Genomic DNA, 15,191 nt, shown 5'->3' on the forward strand with positions numbered 1-15,191 from the left:
ATCAGCCGTGCGGAACAAGGGGCAATGGCATGAGCGGCGTACAGGTGATCACCGTAGCGGAGGGCGATGGCGACCAGAGGCTGGATCGTTGGCTGCGCCGCCTGTTTCCTCATGTCAGCCAGGGCCGGATCGAGAAAATGTGCCGCAAGGGTGAACTGCGCGTAGATGGCAGTCGGGTCAAAGCTTCGACGCGGCTAGAGGCCGGGCAGTCTGTGCGCGTGCCGCCGCTGCCAGACGCCGACCATAAGCCCGCTGTCGTAAAGCATCGTGTTTCGGACGCTGACGCAAAGATGATCCAGTCTTGCGTGATTTATAAAGACGATCACGTGCTGGCGCTGAACAAGCCGCATGGCTTGCCAGTTCAGGGTGGCAGCGGTCAAACCCGCCATGTGGACAGCCTGTCCGAAGCGTTGCGCTTTGGGTATGACGAGAACCCGCGCCTTGTGCATCGTTTGGATAAGGACACATCTGGTGTTCTGCTGATGGCCCGTACGCGCGAGGCCGCCAAAGGGCTGACGGCAGCCTTCCGGCACCGAAACACCCAAAAGATCTATTGGGCGCTGGTAGCTGGTGTTCCAACTCCGTACCTGGGCGAAATCAAGACCGGGCTGGTCAAGGCACCGGGGCATGGTAAGCATGGCGAAGGCGAGAAGATGATCGCTGTTCATCCGAGCGAGGTGAACGATACGCCCGGCGCAAAACGCGCGCATACGCTCTTTGCAACGCTCTATCGCGTTGCAGGGCGAGCCGCCTGGGTTGCGATGGAGCCGGTGACGGGGCGAACTCATCAGCTGCGTGCGCATATGGCTGCGATCGGCCATCCGATAATAGGCGATGGAAAATACGGTGGCTCGGGCCAGGAAAACCTCGGCGACGGCTGGGGCGCGCAGTTGGGAGGTATCATCAGCAAAAAGCTGCATCTCCACGCCCGCAGCCTGTCCTTTGAACACCCGATGACCCGCAAACCCATCTCGCTTACGGCGCCTTTACCGGATCATATGAAACACAGCTGGGATACGCTGGGCTGGACCGAAGACCTCGCTGCAGATGATCCGTTTGAGGAGTTGCGATGAACGCTCCATTGCGGCTGGTCCTGTTTGATGTGGATGGCACTCTGGTCGATAGTCAGGGTGCCATTGTTTCGGCAATGACCGCCTGTTTTCAGGCGCAGTCACTGCCGGTCCCGGATCGTGACGCCATCCTGTCCATCGTCGGTTTATCTCTGCCCCATGCAATGGCGCGTCTGGCAGCAGATCAATCCGAACGGATACAAAGCGCATTGGTTGACGGATATAAGCAGGCCTATCACGCGCAAAGGTTGGAGCAGGGCGCCGCAAGCTCGCCGCTGTATCCCGGTGCGCGCCAAGTGATTGAGGCTCTTCACGCTCAGCCCGAGGTTCTTTTGGGAGTGGCCACAGGCAAATCTCAGCGCGGGCTTGATGCGCTGCTTGAAGGGCATGGGTTGCAGCAGCATTTTATTACTCGTCAGGTTGCAGATCACCACCCGTCCAAGCCGCACCCGTCGATGATAGAAACAGCTTTGGCTGAAACGGGCGTTCCGGCTGCGCAAGCCGTCATGGTGGGCGACACCAGCTTTGACATGGATATGGCCGCAGCCGCGCAGGTTGCCGGGATCGGTGTCAGCTGGGGTTATCACGATCGTCGGGTACTGACGGCTGCGACACATGTGATCGAAACATTCGAAGAATTGCCAGGCGCACTGGCCAAGATCTGGGGCTAAAGAGATGAGCGACTGGAAACCCAAACGCTTCTGGACGACAAGCACGGTCGTTGAGACCGACGTGGGCTATACGGTTGAACTGGATGGTCGACGGGTCAAAACGCCCGCCAAGGCTGCGCTGGACCTGCCCACGCGTGCCATGGCCGAGGCCGTTGCACGGGAATGGGATGCACAGGAAAAGGAAATCGATCCGACCACGATGCCATTCACCCGTTCGGCCAATGCGGCGATCGACAAGGTGCGGCACCAGCATGGTGAGGTTGCCGATATGCTGGCCGATTACGGCGACTCGGATCTGCTGTGTTATCGGGCGACCCATCCCGAAACGTTGCAGCAGCGGCAGTCCGAGGCCTGGGATCCTGCATTGGATTGGGCTGCGGACGCGCTGGGCGCGCGGTTGATCCCGCGTGCAGGGGTGGTGCATCAACCGCAAGCTGCCGAGGTGCTGCAAGGCCTGCGTGACCGGGTGCATGGACTGAATGCGTTCCAGCTGGCGGCGTTTCATGACCTCGTCAGCCTGTCGGGGTCATTGATTCTTGGTTTTGCCGCTGCGCAGAATTGGCGCAAACCGGACGAGATATGGCGCATTTCTCGGCTGGACGAGCTTTGGCAGATCGAACAATGGGGCCACGACGATGAGGCACATGCTGCCGCCGAAGTGAAACGGGCCGCCTTTCTGCACGCAAAGCAGTTCTTTGACCTCTCGTTCTGAGACGGATTCTCGTCAAATCGTGAATTTGTGTCCGATTCTGGCAGAAAAGACCTATCGTTTTCCCTGATCCAGCCCTTGACGTTTGTTGATGAATACGCCCAAACTCGGGCCACTAAAGGGGAGACACCTTTTGGGTAACCTTTCTGGCGCCTATGCGCCGGATCGAACCGTTCCATTCAGGGATGGAAAATCAGGAAGAGGTAAAAATGAAAAAATCCGTAATTTTGGGCGTGGCAACCATTGCCGGCCTGGCTGCTGGCGCAGCTGCAGCGGGTACCGTTGACGACGTGAAAGCCCGCGGCAAGCTGAACTGCGGCGTCGCAACCGGCGTACCCGGCTTTGCCAGCCCCGATGCCAATGGTGAGTGGCAGGGTTTTGACGTGGCCGTATGCCGCGCGGTAGCCGCTGCCGTTCTGGACGACCCAAGCGCCGTTGAGTTCATCCCGACCACCGGTAAAACACGTTTCACCGCGCTGGCTTCGGGCGAGATTGACATGCTGGCCCGTAACACCACGTGGACCTTCAGCCGCGACGTCGACCTGAAGTTCGAATTCGTCGGCATCAACTACTACGATGGTCAGGGCTTCATGGTTCCCAAGGCACTGGGCGTCAGCTCGGCCAAGGAACTGGACGGTGCAACCGTTTGCATCCAGACCGGCACCACAACTGAGCTTAACCTGGCGGATTTCTTCCGCATCAACAACATGAGCTACGAGCCGGTTCCGATCGAAACCAACGCCGAAGCGCAGCAGCAGTATCTGGCTGGTGCCTGTGACGTTTACACCACCGACGCATCGGGTCTGGCTGCTACGCGCGCCACCTTTGAAAACGCAGGCGACCACGTGATCCTGCCCGAAATCATCTCGAAAGAGCCGCTGGGCCCGCTTGTCCGTCATGGCGATCACGAGTGGGGCGATGTGGTCCGCTGGACCCTGAACGCACTGATCGCAGCGGAAGAGTTGGGTGTAACCTCGGCGAACATCGACGAGATGTCCAGCGGTGCCACCGACAACCCAGAGGTAAACCGCCTGTTGGGTACCGAAGGTACGCTGGGTGAGATGCTGGGTCTTGACGCGAACTGGGCACAGCGCGCGATCAAAGTCGGCGGTAACTACGGCGAAGTGTTTGCCAAGAACATCGGCGAGGAAACCCCGATCGGTCTGGCACGCGGCCTGAACGCACAGTGGACCGATGGTGGCCTGCTGTACGCACCGCCTTTCCGCTAAGATCCACGGAAAAGGGCGCGGGGGAACCCGCGCCCTTTTTCCTTCCATAAGAAACACGCCCGGAACGATCTGAGCAGAGGCAAACTCTGCCAACATCCGGGATGCACGGGGATATACATAGGTCATGACGACACTCACTGACCCGCCGAAGGAGCACTTCCGGCTGTCCATGCTCCTTTATGATACGCGGTACCGATCTGCGACCATTCAGGTCATAGCGATGATCGGTTTCATGCTTCTGGCAGCCTGGATTATCAACAACACCATTCAGAACCTTGAAACGCTGGGCAGAACAGTCGGGTTCGACTTTTTTGCCGAACCGGCCAGCTATGACATCAACCAACGCCTGCTGGAATACGACTCGCGCGATACCCATCTGCGCGCGGCGTTTATAGGCCTGCTAAACACTCTGGTTGTTGCAGTTCTGGGCTGTATCACAGCAACGATCATCGGTGTCATGGTCGGTGTTTTGCGCCTGTCGAATAACTGGCTGATCGCGCGGATCATGACGGTCTATGTCGAGATGTTCCGTAACGTTCCAGTGCTGCTTTGGATCGTGTTCGCCATGGCGATCCTGATTGAAAGCCTGCCAGCACCGCGCGCCTTCCGAGGTGAAAACCCCGAAGCCACGATGGATCTTTTTGGCACGGTCGCGGTCACAAATCGCGGGGTCTATATCCCCGAGTTTCTGTTCTCGCGCGGGTTGGGCGATATCCACCTTTTCGGTACATCAAGCCTGCGCTTTGATGTTTCGCTTGACCTGATCGCCTTCCTGATCGTGTTTGGTGGCAGCATCTTTGCGATGCGCAAGGTTTCGGCCTGGGCCAATTCAACGCAAGAAAAGACTGGCGATCGCCCGACCATCTGGCACATCCAACTGGGCCTTTTGTTCGTGCCATCAGCCATCCTGCTGGGCGTTCTGGGTTTTCACCTGGGCTACCCTGAGCTGAAAGGCTTCAACTTCAGCGGCGGTACCCACCTTCGTAACTCGCTGATTGCCTTGTGGCTGGCCCTGTCGCTGTACACTGCGGCATTCATCGCCGAGATCGTGCGCGCCGGTATTCTGGCCATTTCCAAGGGTCAGACCGAGGCCGCATCCGCACTGGGCCTGCGCCCGGGCCGGACCATGCGTCTGGTGATCTTGCCGCAGGCGTTGCGGGTGATCATCCCGCCAATGATCTCGAACTATCTGAACCTGACCAAGAACTCGTCGCTGGCGATCGCGGTCGGATATATGGACATCACGGGTACGCTGGGCGGCATCACCATGAACCAGACCGGTCGCGAGCTGGAATGCGTTCTGCTGCTGATGCTGGTCTACCTGTCCATCTCGCTGAGCATTTCGGCGGTGATGAACTGGTACAACAACCGTGTCAAACTGGTGGAGCGGTAATATGAGTGATGTTTCATTTGTCCGCACGGAAATGTTGCCGGAACAGGCACCACCCGCCTCAGAGGTCGGTGTACTGGGCTGGATCAAGCATAACCTGTTTTCAAGCTGGCTGAACGCCATCCTGACAATCGTCTCGCTGGTCTTCATCTACTATGTGCTCTCCAACATCCTGTCCTGGACGTTCGAATCCGTTTGGAACGCCAATTCCCTGTCGGAATGTCGTGAGATCATGATGGCTACGTGGGGCGATACGCATGGTCATGCCTGCTGGGGTGTGATCAAGGATCGTTGGCTACAGCTGCTATATGGGTTCTATCCGCCGTATCCGGCGCATCCGGATGCCACATGGTCGAACCCGCCTGAAACAGGGGCATGGCCGGCCTATTTCCGTCCGAACCTGACCTTCATCCTGTTGTTGGTTGCTATTGCGCCAGTGTTGTTCACTAAGGTGCCGCGTAAGCTGTTGATTGTAACGGCGGCTTATCCGTTCCTGCTGCCTTGGCTGATGTGGGGTGGGTCGATCTGGGGGCCGCTCATGGTCGCCGCCGGATTTGCCATCGGGTATTTCGCGTACAAGTTTGCGCTTCCGGTTGCTGGGTCTCTTGCCGCGATTATCCTTGCGATTGCGCTGCCCATACTATGGTGGCTGTTTGCTGCCGGTTCCGTGGCTGACGCAATCAATGCAATCATTCCGATCGGTATCGCGCCGGTGGAAAGCCGCGACTTTGGTGGCTTTATGCTAGCGATCCTGTTGGGTGTCGTGGCCATTGGTGTTTCGCTGCCTATCGGTATCGTGCTGGCGCTGGGTCGTCAGTCCGATCTGATGATCGTCAAATACCTGTGCGTGGGCTTTATCGAGTTCATTCGGGGCGTGCCGCTGATTACCCTGCTGTTTGTGGCATCGCTGTTGCTGAACCTGTTCCTGCCGCCGGGCACTAATTTTGACATCATCCTGCGGGTGATGATCATGATGACCCTGTTCTCGGCCGCCTATATGGCCGAGGTGATCCGGGGTGGTCTGGCTGCCCTGCCGCGTGGTCAGTACGAAGGCGCAGACAGTCTGGGCCTGAACTACTGGCAGGCGCAGCGGCTGATCATCATGCCACAGGCGCTGAAAATCTCGATCCCGGGCATCGTGAGCACGTTCATCGGTATCTTCAAGGATACGACTTTGGTCTCGATCATCGGTCTGTTCGACGTGATTGGCCTGACCAACGGCATCCGCGCCGATACCGCCTGGAACGGCGTCTACTGGGAACTGTTTGCCTTTATCGGCGTTCTGTTCTTCGTGGTTTGCTTCTCCATGTCCCGTTATTCCATGTACCTGGAGCGCAAGCTTCAGACTGGCCACCGTTAAGGAGTTCAACACATGTCTGAACTTGCAATTGAACGCGAAATCGACCGCTCCAAAATGCAGGTGAGCGACGAAATCGCCATCGAAATCACCAACATGAACAAGTGGTACGGGGCCTTCCACGTGCTGCGCGATATCAATCTGACCGTCAATCAGGGCGAGCGGATCGTGATCGCGGGGCCGTCGGGGTCGGGCAAGTCTACCCTGATCCGCTGCCTGAACGCGCTGGAGGAACACCAGCAGGGCACGATCATTGTGGATGGGACCGAGTTGTCGAATGACCTGAAAAACATCGACAAAATCCGGTCCGAGGTTGGCATGGTGTTCCAGCACTTCAACCTGTTCCCGCACCTGACCATTCTGGAAAACTGCACGCTGGCCCCGATCTGGGTGCGCAAGACGCCCAAGAAAGAGGCCGAAGAGCGCGCGATGCATTTCCTGGAAAAGGTGAAGATCCCTGAGCAGGCCGACAAGTATCCCGGTCAGCTATCGGGTGGTCAGCAGCAGCGTGTGGCGATTGCCCGCTCGCTGTGCATGATGCCGCGGATCATGTTGTTCGATGAACCTACATCGGCGCTGGACCCTGAGATGATCAAAGAGGTGCTCGACACCATGATCGAACTGGCCGAGGAAGGCATGACCATGCTGTGTGTGACCCACGAGATGGGCTTTGCCCGCCAGGTCGCCAACCGCGTGATCTTTATGGATGCCGGTCAGATTGTGGAGCAGAACGAACCGGAAGAGTTCTTCAACAACCCGCAGAGCGAACGGACCAAGTTGTTCCTCAGCCAGATTCTGGGACACTAAATTCGGATCAGAAAACTAAGAAGGCGGGGTGTCGACCTCGCCTTTTTCTATTCCAGCAGCTCGCGTGGGATCGTGAAGCCCAGAACCTCACCCTGATGCCATTCGAGCGCATTCCAGTCGGGGATATCGAACCGGATTACAGTCGTTGCACAAGTCGGATAGTCGTAGAATCTCGAATGATCGGGCTGGTTGCGTATCAGCCGATTTGCAAATGCAGCGATGCCGGGATTATGCCCCAGCATTAGTAAGGTATCGCCGGTGGCTGTGGCCAATTCGGCGAACATCTCATCGGGGCCTGTCAGATACAAGGCGGGGGTAAAGCGGATTTTCGGGGTGCTCAGCCCCAATCTGTCCCACGTTTCCCGCGTGCGCTTGGCGCTTGAGCAGATAACGTCATCCGGTAGCCAGCCATTGCTTTGCAGCCACGCCCCAATCGCGGGGGCCGATTTGCGTCCTCGATTGTTCAACGGGCGGTCGTGATCTTCGGCAAAGGGATCGCCCCAACTGGACTTGGCATGGCGCATTAGGATCAGTGTGCGGGTCATGATCGGTGAAATGCTTTCATGTGATGCGCAGATTGCTCTGGCTGGCGCTCTGCGCCGGCGCTGAGAGGGCAGGCGAGCCGGGCGAGGCAGCCTTTGTTCATGCAGCTGTGTCCCGCCTTGGTATCGAGATGATCATGACAGGCTGCCACGTCATAGAAGCTGTGGGTGTTCAATGCCCCAACCGGACAGGTTGTTGCACAAGGCGCGGGGCATTCTGTGCAAGGTGACGATTGAGACACGGATGGAATTGAAAACTCATCCGCAAAATGCAACGCACCACGGAATGATATCATCATCCCTACCGTATCGTGCACCAGGGCCCCGACCGGACTGCTGAAGGTGCGACCGGACTTAAGTGCCCAGTCAATGAAGGGTGCGTATGGTGGGCCGCCGAACGGATAGTAGGCGGTGCCCCTCATGTCCTGCGCAAGCTGGCCGATCACCCGTCTGGACCAGCGATCAACCGGGTCGGGTTGGCCATCCTGCCACTCAGCCGAGGCCTTCAGAGCAGGCCAGAATGCCCCCGCAGCCCCCAGAAGGATCAGGGTTCCGTCATTAAGTTGCTTTGCTTCACTGGGCCTTGGATGAAGTGCACCCATAACTATCAGCCCAACCTGAGTGGCTGCTCGTTCGAGATTGGCGTAGGTCATCAACGGCGGAAGGGCAGAGCCAGGCTCCAGCCCAGTTTTGTTGGTCGATCGTCCTGCCATTCCAATCCCACGCTCATTTGTTCGTGCCCGTCCCGAGGTTGTGCGATGTAAGTCCCCAGCATTCGGTCCCAGATAGACAGTGCAAAGCCATAATTGCTGTCATGCTCTTTTCGGAATACCGAATGATGTACGCGATGCATATCGGGTGTCACAAGAATCCTACGTACCACAGCGTCAACGGCAAGGGGGAGCTTCAAGTTTGAATGATTGAACAACGCTGTGCCATTAAGAAGGATCTCGAACAGGATCACAGCCAGGGCGCTGGCGCCGAGCAGATAGATTAGCCCGATTTTCAGGATCATGGACAACGCGATTTCAACCGGGTGAAAGCGGACTGCAGTAGTGACGTCCATGTCTCGGTCGGCGTGATGCACACGATGTAGCCGCCAAAGGATTGGCACCTTGTGGGTAATCAGATGCTGTAGCCAGATTGCAAAGTCCAGAATCAGCACACACAGAATAAGCTCAACCCACCCTGGCCAGGCGAGCCAATTAAAAACGCCCAATCCATTTTTCCCGGCATCAATGGCAGCGCCAACTGCCAATAAGGGCAACCCAATCGCCATAGTCCTGAGCATCAGTGTGTTCAAAACAGTGATTGATAGATTGGTTAGCCACCGATTTTTTCGCGAACAGGTTCGTAAGCGTTTTGGCGCAATTGTCTCTGCCGCCGCAAACAAAACAAACAGGATCAAAAACACGCTTAGGCGAAATAGGGGCTCGTTCTCCATACATTCACAATCGGGCATGTTAATGCCCGGTGCAAGATGTTGAAGATCACTATGGCGTTAATCAGGACGGATCAAGGATCCGGCACCGTGTTCCGTAAACAGTTCGAGCAGTACCGCATTGGGCGCGCGCCCGTCCAGAATAACGACCGCCCGAACGCCATTATGCAGCGCGTCCAGCGCAGTTTCGGTTTTTGGGATCATACCACCCGCAATAGTGCCTTCACGCGTCATCTCACGAATCTGGCCAGCTTTGAGCTCGGTCACGACATCGCCTGCTGCGTTCTTGACGCCCGCTACATCGGTCAGCAGCAGCAGGCGGTCTGCCTTAAGAGCTGAGGCGATCGCCCCGGCTGCAGTGTCGCCATTCACATTGAAGGTTTCGCCATTCCGACCTGCGCCCAGCGGCGCGATCACAGGGATAACATCATGCGCAAACAGGTCATGCAGGACTTTGGGGTTCATCTCGGACGGTGTGCCGACAAACCCGAGCGAGGCGTCGGTCTGTTCGCACATCATCAAATGGGCATCCTTGCCCGACAGACCCACAGCCATGCCACCCTGCGCATTGATCGCCTGCACGATCCGCTTGTTCACAAGGCCCGACAGGACCATTTCGACCACTTCGACTGTGGCTTTGTCCGTCACGCGTTTACCACCCACAAACTTGGACTGGATATCCAGTTTGTCGAGCATCGCATTGATCATTGGGCCACCGCCGTGCACGACGACCGGGTTTACGCCAACCTGACGCATAAGCACCACATCGCGCGCAAAGCTTTCCATGGCTTCGTCGCTGCCCATGGCGTGGCCACCTAGCTTGATGACGACAATCGCACCGTCGTATCGCTGCAGATAGGGCAGGGCGCTGTTCAATGTGGCGGCGGTGGCGATCCAATCCCGGTTCATATCTCGTGTCTTCATGGCTGATTGTCCCTCTGGGACCCTGTGTTAGGGCGTTTGGAGGATGGTGCCAAGACCGGATCGCGGAAACAGCCAATCTGAACGGGCCGTACCCGATGGGCGCGACCCGGCTTCCTTAGCTCATGACTTGTATATTGCTGAACAGCGTCACTCCAGATGCGCAATGATCGAACGCAGGGTCGGAATGCCGTCGCCCTTCTCGGATGAGGTCAACACGATCTCCGGGAATGCCGCAGGATGTTTTGAAAGCGCGGCGCGTACCTGGTCCAGCACCTTTTCCCGGTCTTTTGCTTTGACCTTGTCGGCCTTTGTCAGAACGCATTGAAAGGTCACTGCGCTGGTATCCAGCAGCTTCATGATCTCGGCGTCCACAGGTTTCACCCCGTGGCGCGAGTCGATCAGGACGAAGGCACGGCGCAGGGTCTGACGTCCACTCAGATACTGTTTCAGCAGACGTTGCCATTTTTCCACGACCTTCACCGGCGCGTTCGCATAGCCGTACCCTGGCAGGTCGACCAAATAGAGTTCAGGCCCTTGCGTGAAAAAGTTGATCTCTTGTGTACGCCCCGGCGTGTTCGAGGCACGTGCTAACCCCTTGGTGCCCGTTAGCGCGTTGATCAAGCTGGATTTACCGACATTCGAACGCCCGGCGAAACATACCTCCAGCCGATCGGGGGCAGGCAGGCCATCCATGGCAACGACGCCTTTGACGAATTCGGATGGCCCGGCAAACAGCTTTCGACCGGTTTCCGTTGCGAATTCATCTGGAGTTTCAGCTAGTGGAAAGGGAAGTGTGGTCATAGAACCTGAACCTCGTCACCGGTGTGAATGGTGGCGCCTTCCAGAACTTCGGCATAAACGCCAAAATCCTGATGATCCCAGCTGCTCAGCGCACCCAGTGTGTCGGCATCCCGCTCACCCGTTTCAGGGTTGGCGGTTGTCGCCAAACACCGCGTGATGCGTTCGCGCACATGAAAAACGGCCTCGCCGATCCGGATGTCGCGGCCAATCCAGTCGAACTCATTCCACAGCGGCAGGCCATCGAACCAGATATTTCCGCGCCAGCGAGCGATAGAAAGATCCCTGCCTAGCTTCTGTTCGACCGCCCGATGCGACGACATGTTGCACAAACTGATCGAAGGAAAATCGCTGTCCGTCATGCCGCGATTAGCGGCGCGGACAATGCGGGCAGACGCAGCGCGATCTGCAGGCATCAGCGGTTTGACCCAGTCCAGAAAGGTATCCTGTTGCACGTCGGGCTCAAAGCTTAGATCGGGGCGATTGGGATGGCTCAGCGTGACCGAGTCGCCTTGCAGCTGCGCCGAGATTGCCATCAACTGAGGGGCCTTCGCGCCTCGGCTGAAATTGGCGCAGGGTGCCCATTCCGATCCATCCGCTTTCGACGCCTCATGTGCAACCGCCCAAACACGATCCCCGGGCATGGTATGCCCGGGGATCATGGTAATGCGATCAAGGCGTTCACGCCCGTGACTTTTGATCGGGTGCCGCCAAATGCTGGTGACCGAACCGCTCATTTGTCGTCCGTTTTTGGCGTTCGTTTGAAGCCTGATTTGATGTTGCCGAATACATCGGGCGTATAGCCCTGACTCCGCATGATCAGGTATTGCTGGGTAAATGTGATCGTGTTGTTCGCGATCCAGTAGACCACCAAACCGCTGGCAAATCCGCCCAGCATGAACATGAACACCCATGGCATCCAGGCAAAGATCATCGCCTGTGTTGCATCGGTCGGTGCCGGGTTCAGTTTCTGCTGCAGCCACATCGAGATACCCAGCAGCAGTGGTAGGATACCGATAAAGATCAGCGCCATGAAGCTTTCAGGCTGCGGTGCCGCCCAAGGCAGCCAGCCAAAGAAGTTGAAGATTGAGGTCGGATCCGGAGCGCTGAGGTCCTGGAACGGGCCAAACCATGGGGCTTGACGCAGTTCGATGGTGACAAAAATCACCTTGTACAGCGAGAAGAAGATGGGGATCTGCATCAGGATCGGCAAACAGCCTGCGGCCGGGTTAACCTTTTCCTTCTTGTACAGCTCCATCATGCCTTGCTGCATCTTCTGGCGGTCATCCCCTGCGGCCTCTTTCAAGGCCTCCATCTGGGGCTGCAGTTCCTTCATCTTGGCCATCGAAACGTAGGATTTGAACGCCAGCGGGAACAGGATCGCCTTGATGATCAGGGTCAGGCCGATGATGGACCAGCCCATGTTGCCGATCAGCAGATTGATGTTGTGCAGCAGCCAGAAGATCGGCTTGGTCAGGAAGAAGAACCAGCCCCAGTCGATGCTGTCGATGAATTTCTGTACGCCTTCTGCCTGGTATTCCCGAATGGCTTCCCATTCCTTGGCACCAGCGAACAGGCGTGTGGTCACTTCGGCAGTCTCACCCGGCGCTACGGTCAGCGTCGGCAGCACCGTTTCGGTTTGATAGATTTTGCGGCGCGAGTCATATTTTGCGGCTGCTTTGAAGGTCGAGCCCGGCTCTGGGATCAGCGTGGTCATCCAGTAGTGATCCGTGAAGCCGATCCAGCCATCTTCCTTGACCTGATAGACCTCGGCCTGCGCCCGTTCGTTCGGGTCGATGTCAAAATCGCGGACATCACCATAGTCAACTTCGGAAAGCGTGCCGTCCGCCATGCCGATCACACCCTCATGCAGGATGAAGAAGTTTTTCAGGCCCGGAAGGTCGCCATCTTCACCAATACCGTGGCGCGCAAGAATGCCATAGGGTGCCATGCCCACCTCGGTTTGGGTCGCGTTTTCAACCGATTGGATAACTGTGAACATGTAGTCCTGATCGACCGCGATGGTGCGGCGGAAAGTCAGGCCATTGCCATTGTCCCAGGCCAGCGTGATGGGGCTGTCTACGCCAAGCGTCTCACCCTCTTCCAATGTCCAGAGCGTGTTGGGGCCCGGGACATCCGCACCTGCAACTCCTGTACCCGGTGCCCAGCCGTAAACGGCATAATAAGCCGATTCCGAACCAACCGGAGACAGCAGCTCAACAATAGGCGCGCCTTCTTCGATCGAGACTTTGTAATCTTTCAGAAACAGCTCATCGATCCGCCCGCCGGACAGGGACAGGCTGCCTTTCAGACGGGGGGTGTCGATGTTGACGCGAGGGGCTTGTTCCTCTGGCAGTGTTTCCTCGGCGGTCGCTGTGGCTTCACCCACGGTGCTGGTCGCGCTGGGTGTTTGCACCTCGTCGCCTTCCAGATCTGCAATTTCTGCAGCGTCCTGCGTCGTGGTTGATTCCGGCGGTGGGAACAGCACGAACCAGACAAGGATCACCAGAAAGCTGAGCGCGGTTGCAAGGATGAGATTTTTGTTCTGATCGTCCATCGGGGACAGCCACCTTGAGCAGTGAAACACACCCGGTGGGTTCAACAGAGTGCAGCCCCAAAGGTCAAGCGGAATCGCCCATCAAATCGTTCCGGCGCTGGATTTGGCGCACCGTAATTGCAGATTTCATCCCATTTTGCGACCGATCTTGGATGCACCCCTGATCTTGGCACGATGCGCCGCGATCCAATCCAGGGTCTGCTCAAATGGCATTGGCTTTGCAATTCCGAACCCCTGAACGTGGTTACTGCCCAATTGCGCCATCAACGCGTGTTCGCCGGGCGTTTCCACACCTTCAGCGAGCGTTTCGAGATTCAGGCGTTCAGCCATGGTCAGAATGGCGCTGACCAGTTGCTGCTGGCTGGGATCCTGATCGGATTTGGTGACAAACGTCCGATCAATCTTGATCCTCGAGACGTCAAACCGCTTGATCGAGGCGATCGAGGCATGTCCGGTTCCAAAGTCATCCAGGTCGATACAGCATCCAAGCGCAGCCATGCCGGTTACATTCCGCGTGATCACGTCATCTGGCCTGCGCGAGAACACGGTTTCCAGAATCTCAACCGCCAGCCGATCCGGTGTCAAATCAAACTGATCCAACTCCCATTTCAGGCGGTCGATCAAGCCGGGATTGCGCAACTCATCGGATGAGAAATTGATACCGATCCGGGGCACAACGCATGCTGCACGATCCCAAGCTTGCATCGCTTCAAAAGCATGGTGACGCATGATTTGGCCTAGCCGCTCCATCAGTTCGGCTTGCTCGGCGAAGGGCAGGAATACCTGCGGGCTGAGAACACCTTTTATTGGATGCTCCCACCTTGCCAAAGCCTCGAACCCTGTGATGTTCCCATTATCCGTTGAAACCTGAGGCTGAAACCAGGGCCGAATCTCTCCATTGTCCAATGCCGCCTCGAACTCTTTTCTCAAATTGGCTCGGACCAGGGATCGCCGACGGGTCGCGGTTGAATAGGCACGTATGGTGGAGGGACCGCTTCTTTGCGCCTCGGATAGTGCAGCGGTGGCGGCGCCAATCCACTCATCAGCCTCGGCCTGTCGCAGGTCTGAATGCAGGCAGAACCCGATTGAGCAGGATTGGTAAACTCCTGTGCCATTCAACAAAAGCGGCTCTTCGACTGCGCTTTGGATGCGGCCAGACATTTGAATGCAGGCTTCCAGATCAAGATGTGGGGAGGGATGCAGGCCAATGAGAAACCGGTTCTGATCGATCTGCGAAAAGATGTCCTGATTTCGGATGATCGACAGGATACGATCACTGAATTGCTGCTTTACATGAGTGGCGGCAGCCTGACCGTGCAGATCCTGAAGCTCGGCATAGCCGTCCAAAGCAATTGCGATACAGGCGGCATTCTCACCTGATTTGCTGACCGATTCACTCAACGCCTCCAACTCTGATTGGAATACGTCATATGGAATCAGGCCGCTGGGGCGCATACCTGAACTGCGGGCTGTATAAGAACGGCTTCCCCAATTTCCGATGACGGCAAAAGCAAGGGGCAAACCCAAAGCCGTGGTAACAAGTGCACGTTCACCGCCCAACCAGAAGGCGGCTAAACACGCCGCGGGAATAAATGCCAGAACCTGCGGTCCGGTGAGAAATATCCGCAGCGTTTCGGAACAACGGTCGACAAAGAGGAATTTCCGCATAGGTTTTACGGCCTTCAGCTTGGGCTAG

At 57.1% G+C, this 15,191-nt stretch carries 15 protein-coding genes; 7 read left to right on the forward strand and 8 right to left on the reverse strand.

Features of this window, described 5'->3' with window-relative positions; all coding sequences use genetic code 11:
* Nucleotides 1-29 precede the first annotated feature (29 nt).
* From ACR0DE_RS04105 to ACR0DE_RS04135, 7 genes are all read left to right on the forward strand, one after another.
* Nucleotides 30-1,073, forward strand: coding sequence for an RluA family pseudouridine synthase (locus tag ACR0DE_RS04105; protein ID WP_480751969.1), 1,044 nt, complete (start codon nucleotides 30-32; stop codon nucleotides 1,071-1,073).
* A complete protein-coding gene (locus ACR0DE_RS04110) occupies nucleotides 1,070-1,741 on the forward strand; it encodes an HAD-IA family hydrolase (RefSeq protein ID WP_170392884.1) in 672 nt (223 codons plus the stop codon). Before ACR0DE_RS04105 ends, ACR0DE_RS04110 begins: the two co-directional genes overlap by 4 nt.
* A 4-nt stretch (nucleotides 1,742-1,745) precedes the next feature.
* Nucleotides 1,746-2,453: an ATP12 family protein gene (locus ACR0DE_RS04115; protein WP_170392883.1), complete on the forward strand. Its 708-nt coding sequence runs from the start codon at nucleotides 1,746-1,748 to the stop codon at nucleotides 2,451-2,453.
* A 206-nt stretch (nucleotides 2,454-2,659) separates the two neighbouring features.
* Complete coding sequence (locus ACR0DE_RS04120; protein ID WP_170392882.1) at nucleotides 2,660-3,679, forward strand: amino acid ABC transporter substrate-binding protein; 1,020 nt, start codon at nucleotides 2,660-2,662, stop codon at nucleotides 3,677-3,679.
* A gap of 124 nt (nucleotides 3,680-3,803) precedes the next feature.
* The gene (locus ACR0DE_RS04125) at nucleotides 3,804-5,072 is read left to right on the forward strand and encodes an ABC transporter permease subunit (protein WP_170392881.1); all 1,269 of its coding nucleotides are present in this window, start codon (nucleotides 3,804-3,806) and stop codon (nucleotides 5,070-5,072) included.
* A 1-nt stretch (nucleotide 5,073) separates the two neighbouring features.
* Nucleotides 5,074-6,429 carry an amino acid ABC transporter permease gene (locus ACR0DE_RS04130; RefSeq protein ID WP_170392880.1) on the forward strand — a complete coding sequence of 452 codons (1,356 nt, stop codon included), beginning with the start codon at nucleotides 5,074-5,076 and terminating at the stop codon, nucleotides 6,427-6,429.
* 12 nt (nucleotides 6,430-6,441) lie between these two features.
* Nucleotides 6,442-7,233, forward strand: a complete 792-nt coding sequence (locus ACR0DE_RS04135; RefSeq protein ID WP_304621965.1) for an amino acid ABC transporter ATP-binding protein — start codon at nucleotides 6,442-6,444, stop codon at nucleotides 7,231-7,233.
* Nucleotides 7,234-7,280: 47 nt separating this feature from the next.
* On the opposite strand, the gene ACR0DE_RS04140 is transcribed toward ACR0DE_RS04135, so the two are convergent.
* The 8 genes from ACR0DE_RS04140 to ACR0DE_RS04175 form a co-directional block, all read right to left on the reverse strand.
* Nucleotides 7,281-7,778, reverse strand: a complete 498-nt coding sequence (locus ACR0DE_RS04140) for a SixA phosphatase family protein (protein ID WP_480751973.1) — start codon at nucleotides 7,776-7,778, stop codon at nucleotides 7,281-7,283.
* On the reverse strand, nucleotides 7,775-8,428 hold the full coding sequence (locus tag ACR0DE_RS04145; RefSeq protein ID WP_480752569.1) for a ferredoxin: 654 nt from the start codon (nucleotides 8,426-8,428) through the stop codon (nucleotides 7,775-7,777). The genes ACR0DE_RS04140 and ACR0DE_RS04145 overlap by 4 nt, the downstream gene beginning before the upstream one ends.
* Nucleotides 8,428-9,219 (reverse strand): sterol desaturase family protein, encoded by a 792-nt coding sequence (locus ACR0DE_RS04150; RefSeq protein ID WP_480752571.1) that lies wholly within the window; start codon nucleotides 9,217-9,219, stop codon nucleotides 8,428-8,430. The genes ACR0DE_RS04145 and ACR0DE_RS04150 overlap by 1 nt, the downstream gene beginning before the upstream one ends.
* Nucleotides 9,220-9,276: 57 nt before the next feature.
* Entirely contained in the window at nucleotides 9,277-10,140 is an 864-nt protein-coding gene (argB, locus tag ACR0DE_RS04155) for an acetylglutamate kinase (RefSeq protein WP_170424570.1), read from the reverse strand.
* Nucleotides 10,141-10,287: 147 nt separating this feature from the next.
* Nucleotides 10,288-10,941, reverse strand: a complete 654-nt coding sequence (gene yihA / locus ACR0DE_RS04160) for a ribosome biogenesis GTP-binding protein YihA/YsxC (protein ID WP_170392875.1) — start codon at nucleotides 10,939-10,941, stop codon at nucleotides 10,288-10,290.
* Entirely contained in the window at nucleotides 10,938-11,675 is a 738-nt protein-coding gene (locus ACR0DE_RS04165) for an MOSC domain-containing protein (RefSeq protein WP_170733981.1), read from the reverse strand. Before ACR0DE_RS04165 ends, yihA begins: the two co-directional genes overlap by 4 nt.
* A complete protein-coding gene (gene yidC, locus ACR0DE_RS04170) occupies nucleotides 11,672-13,495 on the reverse strand; it encodes a membrane protein insertase YidC (RefSeq protein WP_480751977.1) in 1,824 nt (607 codons plus the stop codon). Before yidC ends, ACR0DE_RS04165 begins: the two co-directional genes overlap by 4 nt.
* Before the next feature lie 126 nt (nucleotides 13,496-13,621).
* Nucleotides 13,622-15,163: a putative bifunctional diguanylate cyclase/phosphodiesterase gene (locus ACR0DE_RS04175; RefSeq protein ID WP_480751980.1), complete on the reverse strand. Its 1,542-nt coding sequence runs from the start codon at nucleotides 15,161-15,163 to the stop codon at nucleotides 13,622-13,624.
* Nucleotides 15,164-15,191: the final 28 nt, after the last annotated feature.

It is taken from the genome of Ruegeria sp. C10 (assembly GCF_056537805.1).